Origin of the sequence: Massilia varians, from assembly GCF_027923905.1 — a bacterium.
In the GTDB taxonomy this organism is placed as follows: domain Bacteria; phylum Pseudomonadota; class Gammaproteobacteria; order Burkholderiales; family Burkholderiaceae_D; genus Telluria; species Telluria varians_B.
In genome coordinates this window covers 1,727,583-1,742,444 of sequence record NZ_AP026966.1, presented here as the reverse complement: position 1 = coordinate 1,742,444, position 14,862 = coordinate 1,727,583, and the positions used below count along the sequence as shown (strand labels likewise).

Below are 14,862 nucleotides of genomic sequence, written 5' to 3'. Positions count from 1 at the left end.
ATACACAAGGGCTCGGATATTCTCCGGGCCCTTTCCTTTTGCCTTTTCCACCGGGTGATCGGCGAAAGTGCTGCGGGTGGCACCTCGCCAGAATGCCAGAATTTGCCGTTTTCTCGGCCATAGCCGTCTCTATTCTCTGTTTCGCCTGCGGGTAGGCGCAGATCAGGCTCTCGCAAAATCAACGACTTACGCGCGCCGGTTCATCGTCAACCAAGACCACCGGTCAGGCAACCAACCGTCCATGCTGGCGCAATGGGAACTTATACGTTACCATTAGACCCATGAGCTACCAGATCAAAGAACTGCTGCTGGACGATGGCGACAGCCCCTTCGCGGAGTGGTTCGGATCGCTCGAGGCCGTTGCAGCCGCTAAGGTGCGTGTGGCGGTGAGCCGAATGGAACTGGGCAACCTGTCCAATGTGGAGTGGTTCCGTGGCATTGGCGAGTACAAGATTGATTGGGGACCGGGCTTGCGCATCTACCTGGCCAAGGATGGTCTGAAGATCATCATCCTGATCGGCGGCGGCACCAAGAAGCGCCAGCAACAGGACATCGACCAGGCGATAGCGCTGTGGGAAGACTACAAACGCCGCAAGGCATCAACCAGACAAGGAAAGTGAACATGGCACTGACCCGTGATTTCAAAGAAACCTTGGCCGCTCGTGTACAGAACGAACCGGCCTTTGCGCAGGCGCTTCTGGATGAGGCCATCACCCTGTTCGTCAATGGCGAACCGGAATCGGCCAAGTTGATCCTGCGCGACCTTGTGAATGCCACCGTTGGCTTCGAGGCGCTGGCCGAGGAAATCCACAAACCCGCCAAGAGTCTGCACCGGATGCTGTCGCAGTCAGGTAACCCGACCATGAGCAACATCTCGGCGGTCTTTGCGGCCATCAAACGCGCCCTCAAGGTCGAGGTGCGTACGCATGTGGTGTTGGCCTGACTTCAAGAATCGAACCCCGCCACCACCTCCCTCTGCCTCACCCAGTCGGTCGGCAGCGGATTGCGCTGAAACCACAGCAGGCTCATACACCGGGGTTGCCGGCCAGCCAGGATCGTCTGGATGATGGCGGGCTCCAGCAGCGTCAGGCGCAGCAACTCGTTGACAGTCGAGTGGTGCAGCCCTTCGCGTTGGGCGATTTCACTGCCACTGCCGACCACCCCGTCGTCGAGCAGTTGCTGCCAGTAGAAAGCCCGCGTCAGCGCCACCAGCAAGGGCTGGTCGATCTGGCTGGCGACTTTGCCCGGCGACTCGACCGCCCCATCCGGCCGCACCACCACCTTGCTGGCCCCGCGCTTTCGGATTTTGAGTGGATGAAGGTCGACAGCTTCATCTGGCCCCCGTCCCGTCGCTCGCGGGCGATGGGGCTGCCCAAGGTCTGTACTTTCGGTTTCATGCCTCAACCTCCTGCTGCTCCCATTCCTGCAATTCCGCGCCGATGGTGCCGGACATCAGCTCCCCTGCCAGTTCCTGCCAGCCCTGATCGCGCCAGATGATCTCCAGTCCGCCGTCGGCAATCACCACGCGCTCGATCAGCAACTGCGCCAGTCGACACTGTTCGACGGGGAACAACTGTTGCCATAGGCTAGCCAAACTTCGCATCGGCAATACTACCTCGGGCTCCGGCATCGCTGGCCGGGTTTCCCTAATCCGATCCCACACAGCCTGCACCAGATGCGGAGCCGACAGCGCTGCCACGATCTGCTGGGTCACCAATTCCTCGATGGGTGAGGCCGGTAGCGGGTCGTGCTGGCTGGCCCACGCGCCAAACCGCCGGTGTCTGATCGGCGTGTAGTAGCGGTAGGTCTTGCCTTTCTTTAGCGTGTAGCTGGGCACCAGCCGTTCGCCGTCGGGCGTGAACAGCAGGCCACGCAGCAAAACCGGTTCCCGCTGGCGGTCGTTGGTTTCGCGCCGCCGCGCGACCCCATCGGTGGCGATCAGTGCGTGCACCGCATCCCACTGCGCCTGGGTGATGATGGCCTGATGCTGGCCGGGGAAGCTCTGGCTCTTGTGCACGATCTCGCCCAAGTACATCCGGTTGTGCAGCATCTTGTAGATGGTCTGCTTGGTGAAGCGCTTGCCGCCCTTGGTGACCACGCCTTCAGCGCCGTAGGTCTTGGCCATCAGGGTGGCCGAGCGGACGGTCACGAAGTCATCAAAGATGCGTCGCACCAGAGCAGCCTCGGTTTCGTTGATCATCAGCAGCCGATCACGCACGTCGTAGCCCAGCGGCAATGGCCCGCCCATCCACATCCCCTTGGCCTTGCTGGCCGCGATTTTGTCGCGGATGCGCTCACCCGTGACCTCTCGCTCGAATTGCGCGAACGACAGCAGGACGTTGAGCATCAGCCTGCCCATTGAAGTGGCCGAGTTGATCTGCTGGGTGACGGCACTGAAGCTGACGCAATGCCGGTCGAACACATCGACCATCCGTGCGAAATCCGCCAGCGAGCGGGACAGCCGGTCGATCTCGTAAACCACCACGATGTCGACCTTGCCCATCTGGATGTCAGCCATCAGACGCCGAAGTGCGGGCCGCTCCATGTTGCCGCCGGAGAAACCGGGATCGTCGTAATCATCGGCCACGGCGATCCAGCCCTCGTGGCTCTGGCTCTTGATGAAAGCGTGCCCGGCTTCTTTCTGCGCATCGATGGAATTGAAGGACTGATCCAGCCGTTCGTCGCTGGAAACACGGCAGTACACAGCGCAGCGCTTGGGTGGAACGAGCAACGGCGCCTTCATTGACCATCCCCCTTGCCGCTGCGCAATCCAAAAAACTTCGGCCCGTTCCATTGGGTACCCGTGATGTGGCGGGCCGCCGCTGACAGGCTTTTGAACACTTGGCCATCCAGGGCATACAGGCCATCGGGAGTGACGGTCACGCGGTACTCGCGTTCATCCCACTCCCGGATCAGGGTCGTGCCGGGCATCAGCAGGGTTTGCGTGCTGCGCCCGGTGGCGCTCTTGATCTTGGAATGCTTGGCACCGGCCTCGACCAGCATCTTGCGGATGTTGGTCGGCAGCGCCCCGTAGGCCAGTTCCTGGATGCGGTAGGCCAGACGCGATTCCACGTAGTTGCGGTTCTGGTGGCTGGGCCGCCGGGGGAAGTGCTGGTCCCACAGCGCCCAGAGTTCGGCCATCGGCAGGGAGGGCAGCGCCGCAAGCTGTGCGCGAATGGAGGCAGTTTGGTGGCCCGTCATTCTCAAGCCTCCCAGATCTGCAGTGCGTCAAGCGTCATCCAAAGGCGAGCATCATCGATGGTGGCCATCTCGCGCGTCGCAAGGTGCCGATCAAGGCCGCCCCCTCTTTTCCTGTGTAACTGTAGGTCTGACCGGCGTGCTTAACACGCACTGGGCCGTAGGCGTCAAATTCGACCTGTACTGGCATGACTCCACGCGGGCACCTATTGGTGTCGGTCACTATTGCAGTGACGGTCGTCATCTTCATCTGAATCTCCTTTGTCGAGAGGGGTTTGCGGACCTCCATGAACGCGCTATGGCGACCAGAAGCCAAGTCAAACCGCGCTCTGTTGGGACTCGTCGGCTTGCCCTGTCGCAGCATCGACACGCTCTCCCAACAGCGTCTGCGGCTTGCCGATGCGCCGGTCCTTGATGCCCAGTATGTAGATCTCGCCGTCCCACACCCCGCAGGCCACGTCGGTGTCGTTGGCCGTGGCCGGCATCAACCAACCGGTGATGCCATTGGGCAACTGCAGCAGGTCTTTCATCTGATGGATGGGCCAGCGCATGGCTTCCTGGTAGTGGGCGGCAAACTCCAGCAGTTGTTGGGGGACGTCCGGGAAGTTCTCCTGGCTGAGGATGGGAATCCAGACCAGCGGCTCTCTGCTGGCAAACCAGCCTTGCACGCGCTGCTCGACTTCAGGGTTGTAGTGCTGCAGGCGTTCAACCTGCACGTTGCGGTTGCCATTGCTGGCTTCGGATGCTGTCGACGGGTTCATCAAAGGCTCCTTGAGTGGTAACCCGGCACGGCGCCGGGTGGTAACCGGGTTGGTAACTGGTAACCCCGTGTCAGGGCCTGTCGGTAGCAGGGCAGCGCGCTGGCGCCCCCCGCATTGGATTTTCGCCAGGAAGGACCCCTTTCGCCCGGGGTGCAGTGCTTCAGGTCTGGATCGTGACTACGGTGGCACCGCCGAAGGGCGACTCCGACGGACGCTTGCGCGGCGGATTCGGATCGGGTGCGTAGATCTGGCGGTCGTCGCTGGCAGCACCGGGGTGATACACACGCAGCATCCCCACAGGAACTCCAGCCTCACGCAGTTGCTGAGTGATCTGGTGCGCCAGCGCATCGTCCAATCGGCGGAACTGGCGATTCAAGTCAACCAGATCGTCATAGGCAACGCCTTCGATCAGGTTGGGCAACAGGTCGTCATCGTTGGCCTTGCCGATCAAGGGCATCTCGTAACCGCTGCGGCGATCACCCTGGATGCTGCAGTGAGTCAGGCGAAACGCACTCTTCAGACTCGACTCCACCGTCCTCATCTCCCTCCACGCCTGCACAAAGGTCTGCGCCGCTGTCAGCATCCGCTGCGCGCTGGGCTCGAACAGCCGTTTCATCTCCGTGACGATGAAGCCCTCATCGACATCGCGTGCCATCTCGGCGGCCAGATCGGTGATGTACTGTTCCAGGGCCTTGACCCGGGCCGGTGCCTCCAGTGCTTGCTGGGTGGCGGCATGGCGCGCCGCCTGTTCGGCGGCAAGATCCTGCGCGTGGTCGCGGTCAAAGCGTGCCAGGGTATCCTGGTCATCCATCGCCACCAGCACATCGCGGCGCACAGACCAGATCAGTTCCGGCTCGGGCTTCGGGTCCCAGCCGTTGACGACACGGCGTGCGGCGACCAAGGCATCGATGGCGCGCTGGTATTGCTGATTGACTTGCCAGGCATCGCTGCCAGCAAGAACCTCTCACTCGGAAATATGGCTGCTGGTATGCAGACCATCCACGCCAGTTTTGATGATGCCGACCGCTTCCCGTCTGCGGGCGAATTTGACCGTTTTGTGGGTTACTTGCTGAATAACGCGCTGTTCATCTATGTGTCGACGGAGGACCTGGACGACGCCTTCCGCCTGTTCACCATTCTCAACGACCGTGGCATCCCTCTGTCAAACAGCGACATCCTCAAGGCCAAGAACCTGGGAGCGATCACGGGCGAGAAGGATCGCGGCAAGTGGGCGGAATATTGGGAAGAGGTTGAGGGTGAAATGGGGCGCGATGAATTCGACCGCTTCCTTTCGTTGGTGCGCACGGTTTATGTGAAGGACAAGGCGCGCGAAGGCCTGCTTAAAGAGTTTGACGAACGTATCTATGGCTCCAAGCCGCCACTACTGGCGCTGGGCAATGATACATTCGAAGCCGTCAAGGCGTATAAGGATGCCTTTGATCAAGCCATTCAGTTCGAAGGTCTGCCAACTGCCCTGGGCAATGCGTATCGCAATCGCATAAACGTTATGCGAAAAGGGCTGCCGTCCACAGATTGGATTCCACCCGTGCTGGCCTGGTATCGCAAGTTCAGGGCAGAACAATTGCTCGATCTGATCGAGCGCATCGACAACAAGTTTTCTGCTGACTGGATTGTTCAGCTCACCCCCACCCAGCGCATCAGCAATATGAACGATGTGCTCAAGGCCATCGATGCTGCCGAAGCGCCTGCTGAGGTGCTGAGCAGCAAGGTGTTTGAGTTCGATGGCAAGCAACTGGCAACCCTGCTGGATGGGGCGATCTATGGTCGCCGCTTTGCCAAGTACGTCTTACTGCGCTTGGAATACCTGCTTGCCAGTCACGCAGCCCCGTTGAACCTGCCCAATGAAATCAGCGTCGAGCACATCCTGCCGCAGACGCCGGGCAAAGACAGCCAGTGGATCAGAGACTTCACGGAGGAGCAGCGAGATGCGTGGCTGCACCGGCTTGGCAATCTGATGCTGCTGTCACGGCGCAAGAACACGTCTCTGGGCAACCTGGACTTTGCTGGTAAGCGGGTGCGCTATTTCGAGGATCGGTCGAAAGCCTACCGAATTCACAGCGCTTGCTGGCAACGACTGCGTTTGCACTGACTGACTTGGAGGCCCGGCACAAAGATCTGCTGGGTCGGTTGGCGGGTTCCTATGGAGCCAAGCCGTGACCAACGGCGAATGCGAGTGAGGTGCATCGATGGGATGTAAAATGCCAGTACCACCGCCCCCCAAGAAAACCGAGGTATCCCTCGTCCGCTCTTCGGCGGCGGAATACCTGAGGTTTATCGCCGCCAGCGGGCAAGGCGGTGTGGCGGCCATGTATGTGGATGAAAGCATGTGGCTAACCCAGAAGATGATGCGAATGCTCTACGATGTGACCGTGCGTACGGTGAATGAGCATCTGAAGAAAATCTTTGCCGACAGCGAGCTTCGGGAGGATTCAGTGATCCGGAAATTCCAGATCACTGCTACAACCGAAGGCACCCTGATCGCCACAGGGAACACTTGAGATGACATCGAAAAAGAACACTCCCAGCTGGAGCGACGTCAAAACCCAACTGGCCGACTTCGACCGCGCCGCTCTGCTTGGCCTGGTGCAAGACCTGTACGCCGCCAGCAAGGACAACAAAGCGTTTCTGCACGCTCGCTTTGGTCTCGGCGACGATGTTCTGAAACCTTACAAGACCACGATCGAACGCTGGCTGTGGCCGGATGTGTTCAAGAACCAGGACACCTCGGTGGCCAGGGCCAAGAAGGCGATTGCGGACTACAAGAAGGCCGTCGGGCAACCCGAGGGGTTGGTGGAACTGATGGTTTTCTATTGCGAGCAGGCTGCTGGTTTCAGCAACAATATCGGCCTGCAGGACGAGGGTTACTTCGATGCGCTGGTTCGGATGTTTGAGCAGGCATTGAAGCGCATTGCTGCCTTACCCGACACGGCGCGGCCGGCCCTCTTGGAGCGCTTGGACGATGTTCGACGTATCAGCCACAGCTTTGGCTATGGCGTCGGTGACGACATGGATGAATTGCTGGCTGAGCATGGGGTCGATGACTGACACGTCCGCCGTTTCAACACTTCAGGCTGAGAACCTGCGCCTGATTGCGCTGCTCGAAGCCCATGGCATCGCGTGGCGGCTGCCGCAGCAGACCGGCCTTGTGGTGCGAGAGCCGGAATCCTCCCGGCTGTCCACCACTGAGAAGGTAGTCCTGTTCCGGCGACTGTTTCGCGGGCGCACTGATGTTTATCCGGTCCGCTGGGAGGGAAAGACCTCCGGCAAATCAGGCTACGCGCCTGCCTGTGCCAACGAGTGGCGCGCCGGCGTCTGCGAAAAGCCGCGTATCAAGTGCGGTGACTGTGGCAACCGTCTGCTGATCCCGCTGTCCGATGCGGTGATCTACGACCATCTGGCCGGTGAGCACACGGTCGGCGTCTATCCGTTGCTGGAGGATGACACCTGCTATTTTCTGGCTGTCGATTTTGACGAGGCCGACTGGCGCGACGACGCGCGAGCCTTCATACAGTCCTGCCAAGAACTGGGGGTTCCGGCTGCGCTGGAAATCTCGCGATCCGGGAATGGCGCGCACGCATGGGTGTTCTTCGCCAACCGCGTCTCTGCCCGTGATGCCCGGCGCTTGGGTACGGCAATCATCAGCCATACCTGCGCACGCACCCGGCAATTGAAGCTGGAGTCCTACGACCGACTGTTCCCGAACCAGGACACGATGCCCAAAGGCGGCTTCGGCAACCTGATCGCCTTGCCGTTGCAGAAGTGGCCACGCGAAAGCGGCTTCAGCGTATTCGTTGACGCTGATCTGCGCCCGTATCCGGATCAGTGGGGGTTCCTGGCGTCCGTCCAGCCCCTGGCCGCGCACGACATCGAACCGACCATCCTGCGGGCCACGGGTGGTGTCCACCCGTTGGATGTGACATTCATCGACGATGAGGACCTGACCACACCCTGGAAGCGGCAGAGCACGTCGCCCGAGAAGCTGGCCGGGCAGATGCCCAAGTCACTGACCGTGACGCTGGCCAACCTGATCTATTTTGAGAAGGGCCAACTGCCCCAGGCACTGGCCAACCGTCTGATTCGCCTGGCCGCCTTCCAGAATCCCGAGTTCTACAAGGCCCAGGCCATGCGCATGTCGGTATGGGACAAGCCCCGTGTCATCGGCAATGCGGAGAACTACCCGCAGCACATCGCCTTGCCTCGCGGTTGCCTCGATGCCGCGCTGGATCTGCTGCGGAGCAACGGTATCGCCTGTGACCTGCGCGATGAGCGCTTCGGAGGGGAACCCATTGATGTCTCCTTCGTCGGCACTTTGCGTCTGGACCAGGAGGCCGCAGTTTCCGGAATGCTGCACAACAACACCGGCGTGCTGTGCGCCCCTACAGCCTTTGGCAAGACGGTTACTGCTGCCGCAATGATCGCGCGCCGAGGTGTAAACACACTGGTGCTGGTGCATCGAACAGAACTGCTCAAGCAATGGCAGGAACGTCTGCAGGCTTTTCTGGGTGTTGGTAAGGGCGTGGTCGGCACCATCGGCGGTGGCAAAGCCAGACCCACCGGCAAGATCGATATCGCAGTAATGCAGTCCGTCTCCCGGCAGGGTGAGGTCAATCCGTTGGTCGAAAATTACGGTCAGGTGATCGTGGACGAGTGCCACCACGTTGGCGCTGTTTCGTTTGATGCCATTCTGAAGCGGACCAAGGCCAAGTATGTGCTGGGCCTGACTGCGACTCCAATCCGCCGTGATGGTCAGCAGCCAATCATCTTTATGCAGTGTGGGCCGATCCGATACACGGCGGCTAAACCTGCCGGGGCGCCTCACGATCTGGAAGTGCTGCCCGGATTACGCTTCACACAGATGGACGTGCCGACCGATACAGGCATCCAGGACGTGTTTCGGCATCTGGCCAACGACCAGGACAGAACGGAAGCCATCGCAGCCGACGTGCGTGATGCAGTCGGGCAGGGACGCAAAGTGCTGGTCCTGACCGAGCGCACGGAACACCTCGATGCGATCAAAGCGGCGCTTGACAGATTGGACCCGGAGCCTTTCGTTTTGCACGGTCGAATGTCCAGGAAGCAGCGAGCGGCGCTGGTCGCTGACCTGGATGCACTGCCGCCCGATGCACCGCGCGTTCTGCTTTCGACCGGCAAGCTGGTTGGCGAGGGCTTCGATCACCCGCCACTGGACACACTGGTGCTGGCTATGCCTGTGTCCTGGAAGGGCACGCTGCAGCAGTATGCTGGACGCCTGCACCGGGAGCACGCCAGCAAGACAGACGTGCGGATCATCGATTTTGTCGACACCGGCCACCCAGCGTTGCTACGAATGTGGGACAAGAGGCAGCGCGGCTACCGCGCAATGGGATACAGGGTCCGCGCTGATGGCACTGCCGAGCGACAGTGAATTTTCCAGATGCCGTCTGGATTTCAGCCAGAACTCGCAGCAACCCGCACCAGTGCTCATAAGCTCGGGAGGCCAGTCGGCACATGGTCAACCGTCCTCCACCAACATTCCGATAACCCGCTGATTCGTCAGCGGGTTTTCTTTTTTCTGCCCTCCGGTCGTGGCTCGTCACCCACGTCAGCACCCCAACCAGTACCACAAGAAAACAAAGCGCCACGACCACAAGCCGCGGCGCTTTCCTGTCGCGAGTGAGCCTTGGCCTTCAGCCCCCCTCACCTACCAGCAATTCTTGAACCTGACATTGGCAATCCGCGTATGCCAGTTAAACCTGCCCGTCTCGGCCTGATACTGCTGGGTGTACCACAGCTTGCAGTCGCCCACCGGGTCGACCGTCATCGCACTGTAGTCGCCCCAGCGGTTGAGCGTGTCGACCTGGACCCCGCCGCCCCTGACGATGACCGCTTCCCGCCCCAGCCGGCCCAGTGGCTCGCCGCGTAGCCGCCCCGTGTAGCGGATTCCCGGAAAGACCTTGGGGCCGCTGATGCTGTAGCCGAGCGCGATATTGCCCAGCCTGTCCATGGCGATACTGCCCATCCAGCGGCTGTTGGCGTCGGGCGCCCAGGTGCCTTGCTGGTGCACGCCCGGTGTGGCCGACAGCTTGCGCAACTCGTACCAGCGCACGCCGACCGGACCATCCGTGGGCGCACCGGGCTGCTGCACCGAGTGGTTGACCACCAGCGACTCGTGGCGGCCGAAGTTGCGGTAGGCCAGGCGGTACATCAGGCGGTCACCGAGCGCATCGAGCGGCTCGCCGGGGGCGGGTTGCTGCACGCATGCGCCGCCAAACCGGCTCGGGCAGGCGATCGTGAATGGCGCCACCGGAATCGTGATCGGGCTGCTGAGCGTATTCCTGGTGAACGAGAAGCGCCACATGAACAGGTGGTCGCCGCTGCCGTCGGCGTTGAAATCGACCGACAACAGGTAGTTCGGGCTGCCGTGCGGCGGCAACCTCTTGCCGTCCAGGTCCGAGGGCAGTACCGGGCCGTAGGCGTCGCCAAGATCGAAGCAGCGGACGGCCGCGGCTGCGCCGGCCAGCATGGCGGCGCGCTGCAGGCCGCAGACTTGCGGGCCGAGATAACTACCATCGACCGCGTTTTCGAACAGCACCGAGGTCAGCACGTAGGCGTCGGGCCAGACGCCCAGCTTCGGGTAATCGTTGAACGCCACCGCGCCGCCGCTGGTGCGGCTCTCGAGCACGTAGCGATAATAGGTGCCGGTCGCGTCCGGGGAGGTGGAGACCGCGATGCACTGGTAGTAGGGGCCGGTCGCGGTATTGGCCGGGTCCCATGCGAACTGGGTCAGGATCCAGCGCCTGGCCAGCTTGTCGTACTGCGCGATCGGATCGCCGAAGTTGCTGTTGGCGCAGGCGTCGGCACCCGGGCTGCCGGTGAAACCCGCGAACAGGATATTGCCCGGAACGGGACCGAGCAACAGCGCGCCGTCCGCCTTGTTGTAGACCGCCAGCCGGGTGTTGACCCACTGGACGTACTGGGTCGCGCCGGCGGCGCCGTTCGGGTCGGCCGGCGCCACGGTGTTGTTTGACACAATGCCTTCGACGTTGACGCCCGTCCCGCTGGTGTAGACCTTGGGCATGACGGCGCCGGCGCCAGCCTGCAGTGCACTCTCGGGAGCCGCGCCCAGGGCTGCAGCTCCGGTTGCGGCCGAGGCTGCGGGCTGTTGGGCGCGGTTCTTCATCGCTGGTGTCACCAGGCGCAGTGGAATAACCGTTTGGGCCGGCCCCGCGCTTGCCTGGGCGGCTGGCATCGACCTGGCAAGCTCCGTCAGGGGCAAGCTGACGCTGGCTGCGGGAAGCCGACTCTCCTGGCGCAGTGGCTCGGCGTGCAGGGAGGCCGCGGCCAGCGCCGTGAGCAGCAGACCCGGTACGGTGCGATACATAATCATGAGGATTCTCCTGTTAACACTCGGATGTCAGGGCCAGGCAGTAGCCTGAAAATCAATCATGATGTGAATACAATTCGACGATATCGATTGTCGCAAGCAAACGCTGGCTACCTGTTTGCTGTGCGTCGACCGCGCGGCCCATCGATCTACGGGAAGTGAGGGGATCGAGCGCGCAAGCGCACGGGACGGACGCCCGTTGAACAGGCGGAAGCACGCGCCCCGACCGGGCGCAAGGCATTGACGGGCCTGGCCGGCGCACGGTCGGCGCCGGGCCATCGGCCCCTATTTGAGACCCAGCACGCGCATCCGCGTGCGCAGTCGCCGCACCTCGTCGCTCAGGTCGATCACCAGCGCCGCGATCTGCTCGTTGGCCTCGAAGTCGCGCTCGATGCTGAGCAGGCGCCGCACACGGTCCAGGTCGTTGCTGCCGAAACGCAGGCTCGTCACCTGCGTCGCCGGCCCGCCGCCCAGCACGCCGGCCTGCACGTGGCGCACCACCCACTCCGGTTCCACGTTCGCCGCGCGCGCCAGTTCCTCCAGGCTCAGGGCCACTTCTTCCAGCAGCACGCCGGTCAGGGTCTGTGGCTGTTGCATCGTTCAGGCTCCCATGTTGTCACGCGGATTGAAGGACATCTCGCGCGCCATCTGTTCGTAAAGCTCTTTCGCGCGTGAAGTAGTAGCCGGGGGCAGCACCACCTCGAGGATCAGGTACAGGTCGCCCGGCGTGGCGGCCGGGATGCCGCGGCCCTTCAGGCGTAGTTTGCGCCCGGTCTGGGATCCTGCCGGGACCGCAACCTCGACCATCCCCGACGGTGTCGGTACCGATACCCGCGCGCCCAGCGCCGCTTCCCATGGCGCCACCGGTGCCGTCTCGTACACGTTCGCGCCCTCGATCCGGTAGCGCGGGTCTTCCTTGAACTGGATTTCCAGGTACAGGTCGCCCGCCGGGCCGCCCCCGATCCCGGGCTGGCCCTGCCCTGCCAGCCGCAAGCGCTGGCCGGGCGTGACGCCCCGCGGAATGTTCACGCTCAGGGTCTTTTCCTGCATCGTGACGTGGCCTTGCGCGTTCTGCGCCGGCACGCGCAGGCCGATGTTGCGCGTCGCGCCGGTGTAGGCGTCGCGCAGGTCGATCGTGATCGCAGCGTGGATGTCTTCGCCGCGCACCTGGAAGCCCGCGCCCCGGCCGGCGCCGGTGCGGCCACGGCGCCCCATGTGCGCAAACAGGTCGGCAAACAAGTCGTCGGCCTCGGCGCCGGAGAAGTCGTACTGCGCGCCCCAGTCGGGCGGTGGCCGGAATCCTTCGCTGGTTTGCTGGCCGCGGCGGCCCAGGTCGTCGTAGGCCGCACGCTTGTCGGCGTCACCCAGCACGTCGTAGGCTTCGTTGATTTCCTTGGTCTTCTCGGTCGCGTCCTTGTGCTTGCTGACGTCCGGGTGGTACTGGCGCACGAGCTTGCGGTAGGCCTTCTTGATGTCTTCCGGAGACGCGTCCTTTTCCAGACCCAACGTCTTGTAATAGTCCTTGTATTCCACGCGCACCTCCGCAAAGCTTGTCGTCATCGTATCCGGCTACGAGCTGACTGTGCTACAAAGCGGAACCCGGCGCACGGCCAGCTCGTGCCGTGACGCCGGACGAACCGGGACCAGGCCGTATCAGGACGTCGGCCCCGGGTCCATCCCCGCCTGCTGGATCACCATCAACTCCTTCATCAAGGCCTCATTGAACGCCGGAATATCATCCGGCTTGCGGCTCGTGATCAGCTTGCCGTCCACCACCACCTCGTCGTCGGTCCACTCCGCCCCCGCCGCCTTCAGGTCGTCCTGGATCGCCGGATAGCTGGTCAGGTGCTTCGACTCGGCAATCCCCGCCTCGATCAGCGGCCACGGCCCATGGCAGATCGCCGCGATCGGCTTGTCCGCATCATCGAAAGCCTTGATGAAGGCGATCGCTTCCGGCATCCGGCGCAGCTTCTTCGGATTTTCCTCCCCGCCCGGCAGCAGCAGCGCATCGAAGTCCGCTTCCTGCGCCTGCGCCAGGCTCAGCTCCACCTTGAATTTGTCGCCGGGCTGGTCGTGGTTCATGCCCTGCACTTCCTCGCCCGCGCCCTTGGGCGAAACGAGGGTCACGCGCACGCCCTTCCCCTCCAGAAAACTGCGCGGCGCCGTGTACTCGACCTGTTCGACGCCATCGGTCATCAGGACCGCGACGCGCCGGCCGACCAGGTCCTGCTCGCTCACCAGGTCCAGGTGATCGCCCGCATTCACAATATTTTCCATATGCCCTCCTGTCTGCTTGGTTCGCTCGTCGAGACGATTGTAGGACGCCCCCATGGCGGGCGTCGCGCGGATGACGGGCGGGTGCAAGCACTAAGAACCTATCCCAGTAGGGAATGCGTCGTTGCTGGCGCGCCTGACAAGCGGATGCTGCGTTGTTCGTCGTTGCATGGCTCGCCATGCGGCCTCCTCGCGCCTTGCCCTCGCTTGCCATGCACCGCCATCAACTTCCTCCTCCCTACTGGGATAGGTTCTAAGGCAGGAGATAGCAAACGTCCTCGCGGTTGCGCCGGTCCGGGCGCGTGCACAGGAAGCCGTCCAGCCCGAGCCGGACCGTGCCGTCCAGGCTGGCGCCGTCGACTTCCTCGCCGCGCAGGATCACCTGCAGCTCGCGGTAGGGCAGGTCGATCGCGAAACGGTCGAGCAGCGCCGCCAGCGCCCGGGCCCCGTTGGCGCCCGGCAGGAAGCGTTCGAACATGCGCGAAGATACCGGTCCCACCTTGACGCGGATGCCCAGTTCCGGCCGCAGCAGGCGCTCGCCGAGGGTCGCGCCGAGGCCGACGTCGCAGTTGTTTTCCCCGAGCCGGCTGCGGTCGCCTGCGCGCAGGGCGTCCCACTTCCCGGCGAACTGCTCGACCGTCACCGGCACCTCCAGGTAGTCGGACAGCACGCCCGCGATCAGGTGCGCCGGCACCGCCCGGCTGCGCAGCTGGGCGGCGAAGTACGCCAGGTTCTCGAAAGCCAGGCCGCTGCCCGGCTGGCCCGGCCCCTGCCCTTGCCACCCCGCGCCTGCCAGCGCCACGAGCTGGGCCAGGAAGCGGTCGCGGTTGTGCTCGTCCGCTCCGCCGCGCACCCGGTATTTGCGCCAGGCTCGGTAGAACAGCGTCACCTGGCGGCTGGAGATGGCATCGTAGAAGGCGCGCGGGCCTTCGTCGTGCGTGGCATGCTCCCAGGCGGCGATGCGCTCGGTGTAGTGCAGCGGCAGCGCGCCGTTCAGGCCGAGCAGGCCCATCACCGCCGTACGCACCCGCAAGCGCATCGCGTTCGCCGCGCCAGGGCTTTGTCCCTGCTCGAGCTGCAGTGCATCGATGTCGCTCGCCGGGAAGGCCAGCGACAGGCTGTTTTCGAAGCGGATCGCGGTCTCCGGCGCGACGCCGTAGCGGCGCAGCCAGCGCGACAGCAGGCGAACGGCCTGGAAGAATTCGTAGCGCCAGGGTTCGGCCAGCAGCTCGGTGATCACGGCGC

General features: G+C 63.0%; 16 protein-coding genes and 1 pseudogene. 6 read left to right on the top strand and 11 right to left on the bottom strand.

From position 1 onward, the window contains the following. Positions 1-281 precede the first annotated feature (281 nt). Together MasN3_RS08015 and MasN3_RS08010 are read left to right on the top strand one after the other, a co-directional pair. Positions 282-620, top strand: coding sequence for a type II toxin-antitoxin system RelE/ParE family toxin (locus MasN3_RS08015; protein WP_281913426.1), 339 nt, complete (start codon positions 282-284; stop codon positions 618-620). Between the two features lie 2 nt (positions 621-622). Beyond that, positions 623-943: a helix-turn-helix domain-containing transcriptional regulator gene (locus tag MasN3_RS08010; protein WP_281913424.1), complete on the top strand. Its 321-nt coding sequence runs from the start codon at positions 623-625 to the stop codon at positions 941-943. A 2-nt stretch (positions 944-945) separates the two neighbouring features. Here the strand turns inward: MasN3_RS08010 and MasN3_RS08005 are convergent. From MasN3_RS08005 to MasN3_RS07980, 6 genes and pseudogenes are all read right to left on the bottom strand, one after another. Next, a pseudogene (locus tag MasN3_RS08005) lies at positions 946-1,397 on the bottom strand (hypothetical protein). Beyond that, entirely contained in the window at positions 1,394-2,743 is a 1,350-nt protein-coding gene (locus MasN3_RS08000; RefSeq protein WP_281913422.1) for a recombinase family protein, read from the bottom strand. Before MasN3_RS08000 ends, MasN3_RS08005 begins: the two are co-directional and overlap by 4 nt. After that, entirely contained in the window at positions 2,740-3,201 is a 462-nt protein-coding gene (locus MasN3_RS07995) for a DUF2924 domain-containing protein (RefSeq protein WP_281913421.1), read from the bottom strand. The genes MasN3_RS08000 and MasN3_RS07995 overlap by 4 nt, the downstream gene beginning before the upstream one ends. A 34-nt stretch (positions 3,202-3,235) precedes the next feature. Continuing rightward, on the bottom strand, positions 3,236-3,448 hold the full coding sequence (locus MasN3_RS07990; protein WP_281913420.1) for a hypothetical protein: 213 nt from the start codon (positions 3,446-3,448) through the stop codon (positions 3,236-3,238). A gap of 67 nt (positions 3,449-3,515) precedes the next feature. Further along, complete coding sequence (locus MasN3_RS07985; RefSeq protein WP_281913418.1) at positions 3,516-3,959, bottom strand: hypothetical protein; 444 nt, start codon at positions 3,957-3,959, stop codon at positions 3,516-3,518. Positions 3,960-4,119: 160 nt separating this feature from the next. Beyond that, positions 4,120-4,860, bottom strand: a complete 741-nt coding sequence (locus MasN3_RS07980) for a hypothetical protein (RefSeq protein ID WP_281913417.1) — start codon at positions 4,858-4,860, stop codon at positions 4,120-4,122. A gap of 87 nt (positions 4,861-4,947) precedes the next feature. On the opposite strand from MasN3_RS07980, the gene MasN3_RS07975 reads away from it, so the two are divergent. The 4 genes from MasN3_RS07975 (at position 4,948) to MasN3_RS07960 (ending at position 9,384) form a co-directional block, all read left to right on the top strand. After that, positions 4,948-6,069 (top strand): HNH endonuclease family protein, encoded by a 1,122-nt coding sequence (locus MasN3_RS07975; RefSeq protein ID WP_281913416.1) that lies wholly within the window; start codon positions 4,948-4,950, stop codon positions 6,067-6,069. 109 nt (positions 6,070-6,178) lie between these two features. Further along, positions 6,179-6,478: a hypothetical protein gene (locus tag MasN3_RS07970; RefSeq protein WP_281913414.1), complete on the top strand. Its 300-nt coding sequence runs from the start codon at positions 6,179-6,181 to the stop codon at positions 6,476-6,478. Position 6,479: 1 nt separating this feature from the next. Further along, on the top strand, positions 6,480-7,025 hold the full coding sequence (locus MasN3_RS07965; protein WP_281913412.1) for a hypothetical protein: 546 nt from the start codon (positions 6,480-6,482) through the stop codon (positions 7,023-7,025). Continuing rightward, positions 7,018-9,384: a TOTE conflict system archaeo-eukaryotic primase domain-containing protein gene (locus tag MasN3_RS07960; protein ID WP_281913411.1), complete on the top strand. Its 2,367-nt coding sequence runs from the start codon at positions 7,018-7,020 to the stop codon at positions 9,382-9,384. The genes MasN3_RS07965 and MasN3_RS07960 overlap by 8 nt, the downstream gene beginning before the upstream one ends. A 276-nt stretch (positions 9,385-9,660) precedes the next feature. Here the strand turns inward: MasN3_RS07960 and MasN3_RS07955 are convergent, their stop codons facing one another. The 5 genes from MasN3_RS07955 to tssG form a co-directional block, all read right to left on the bottom strand. Continuing rightward, complete coding sequence (locus MasN3_RS07955; RefSeq protein WP_281913410.1) at positions 9,661-11,346, bottom strand: hypothetical protein; 1,686 nt, start codon at positions 11,344-11,346, stop codon at positions 9,661-9,663. A 282-nt stretch (positions 11,347-11,628) separates the two neighbouring features. Next, a complete protein-coding gene (locus MasN3_RS07950) occupies positions 11,629-11,940 on the bottom strand; it encodes a MerR family transcriptional regulator (protein ID WP_281913408.1) in 312 nt (103 codons plus the stop codon). A gap of 3 nt (positions 11,941-11,943) precedes the next feature. Then, positions 11,944-12,876, bottom strand: a complete 933-nt coding sequence (locus tag MasN3_RS07945) for a DnaJ C-terminal domain-containing protein (RefSeq protein ID WP_281914459.1) — start codon at positions 12,874-12,876, stop codon at positions 11,944-11,946. A 120-nt stretch (positions 12,877-12,996) separates the two neighbouring features. Beyond that, positions 12,997-13,620: a type 1 glutamine amidotransferase domain-containing protein gene (locus tag MasN3_RS07940; protein WP_281913407.1), complete on the bottom strand. Its 624-nt coding sequence runs from the start codon at positions 13,618-13,620 to the stop codon at positions 12,997-12,999. Positions 13,621-13,870: 250 nt separating this feature from the next. After that, positions 13,871-14,857, bottom strand: a complete 987-nt coding sequence (gene tssG, locus MasN3_RS07935) for a type VI secretion system baseplate subunit TssG (RefSeq protein WP_281913406.1) — start codon at positions 14,855-14,857, stop codon at positions 13,871-13,873. Positions 14,858-14,862: the final 5 nt, after the last annotated feature.

Bases quoted from the DNA above. Each gene is read 5' to 3' on its own strand.
- MasN3_RS08015 (WP_281913426.1), top strand. From the start codon at position 282: ATGAGCTACCAGATCAAAGAACTGCTGCTGGACGATGGCGACAGCCCC.
- MasN3_RS08010 (WP_281913424.1), top strand. From the start codon at position 623: ATGGCACTGACCCGTGATTTCAAAGAAACCTTGGCCGCTCGTGTACAG.
- MasN3_RS08000 (WP_281913422.1), bottom strand. From the start codon at position 2,743: ATGAAGGCGCCGTTGCTCGTTCCACCCAAGCGCTGCGCTGTGTACTGC.
- MasN3_RS07995 (WP_281913421.1), bottom strand. From the start codon at position 3,201: ATGACGGGCCACCAAACTGCCTCCATTCGCGCACAGCTTGCGGCGCTG.
- MasN3_RS07990 (WP_281913420.1), bottom strand. From the start codon at position 3,448: ATGAAGATGACGACCGTCACTGCAATAGTGACCGACACCAATAGGTGC.
- MasN3_RS07985 (WP_281913418.1), bottom strand. From the start codon at position 3,959: ATGAACCCGTCGACAGCATCCGAAGCCAGCAATGGCAACCGCAACGTG.
- MasN3_RS07975 (WP_281913416.1), top strand. From the start codon at position 4,948: ATGCAGACCATCCACGCCAGTTTTGATGATGCCGACCGCTTCCCGTCT.
- MasN3_RS07970 (WP_281913414.1), top strand. From the start codon at position 6,179: ATGCCAGTACCACCGCCCCCCAAGAAAACCGAGGTATCCCTCGTCCGC.
- MasN3_RS07965 (WP_281913412.1), top strand. From the start codon at position 6,480: ATGACATCGAAAAAGAACACTCCCAGCTGGAGCGACGTCAAAACCCAA.
- MasN3_RS07960 (WP_281913411.1), top strand. From the start codon at position 7,018: ATGACTGACACGTCCGCCGTTTCAACACTTCAGGCTGAGAACCTGCGC.
- MasN3_RS07955 (WP_281913410.1), bottom strand. From the start codon at position 11,346: ATGATTATGTATCGCACCGTACCGGGTCTGCTGCTCACGGCGCTGGCC.
- MasN3_RS07950 (WP_281913408.1), bottom strand. From the start codon at position 11,940: ATGCAACAGCCACAGACCCTGACCGGCGTGCTGCTGGAAGAAGTGGCC.
- MasN3_RS07940 (WP_281913407.1), bottom strand. From the start codon at position 13,620: ATGGAAAATATTGTGAATGCGGGCGATCACCTGGACCTGGTGAGCGAG.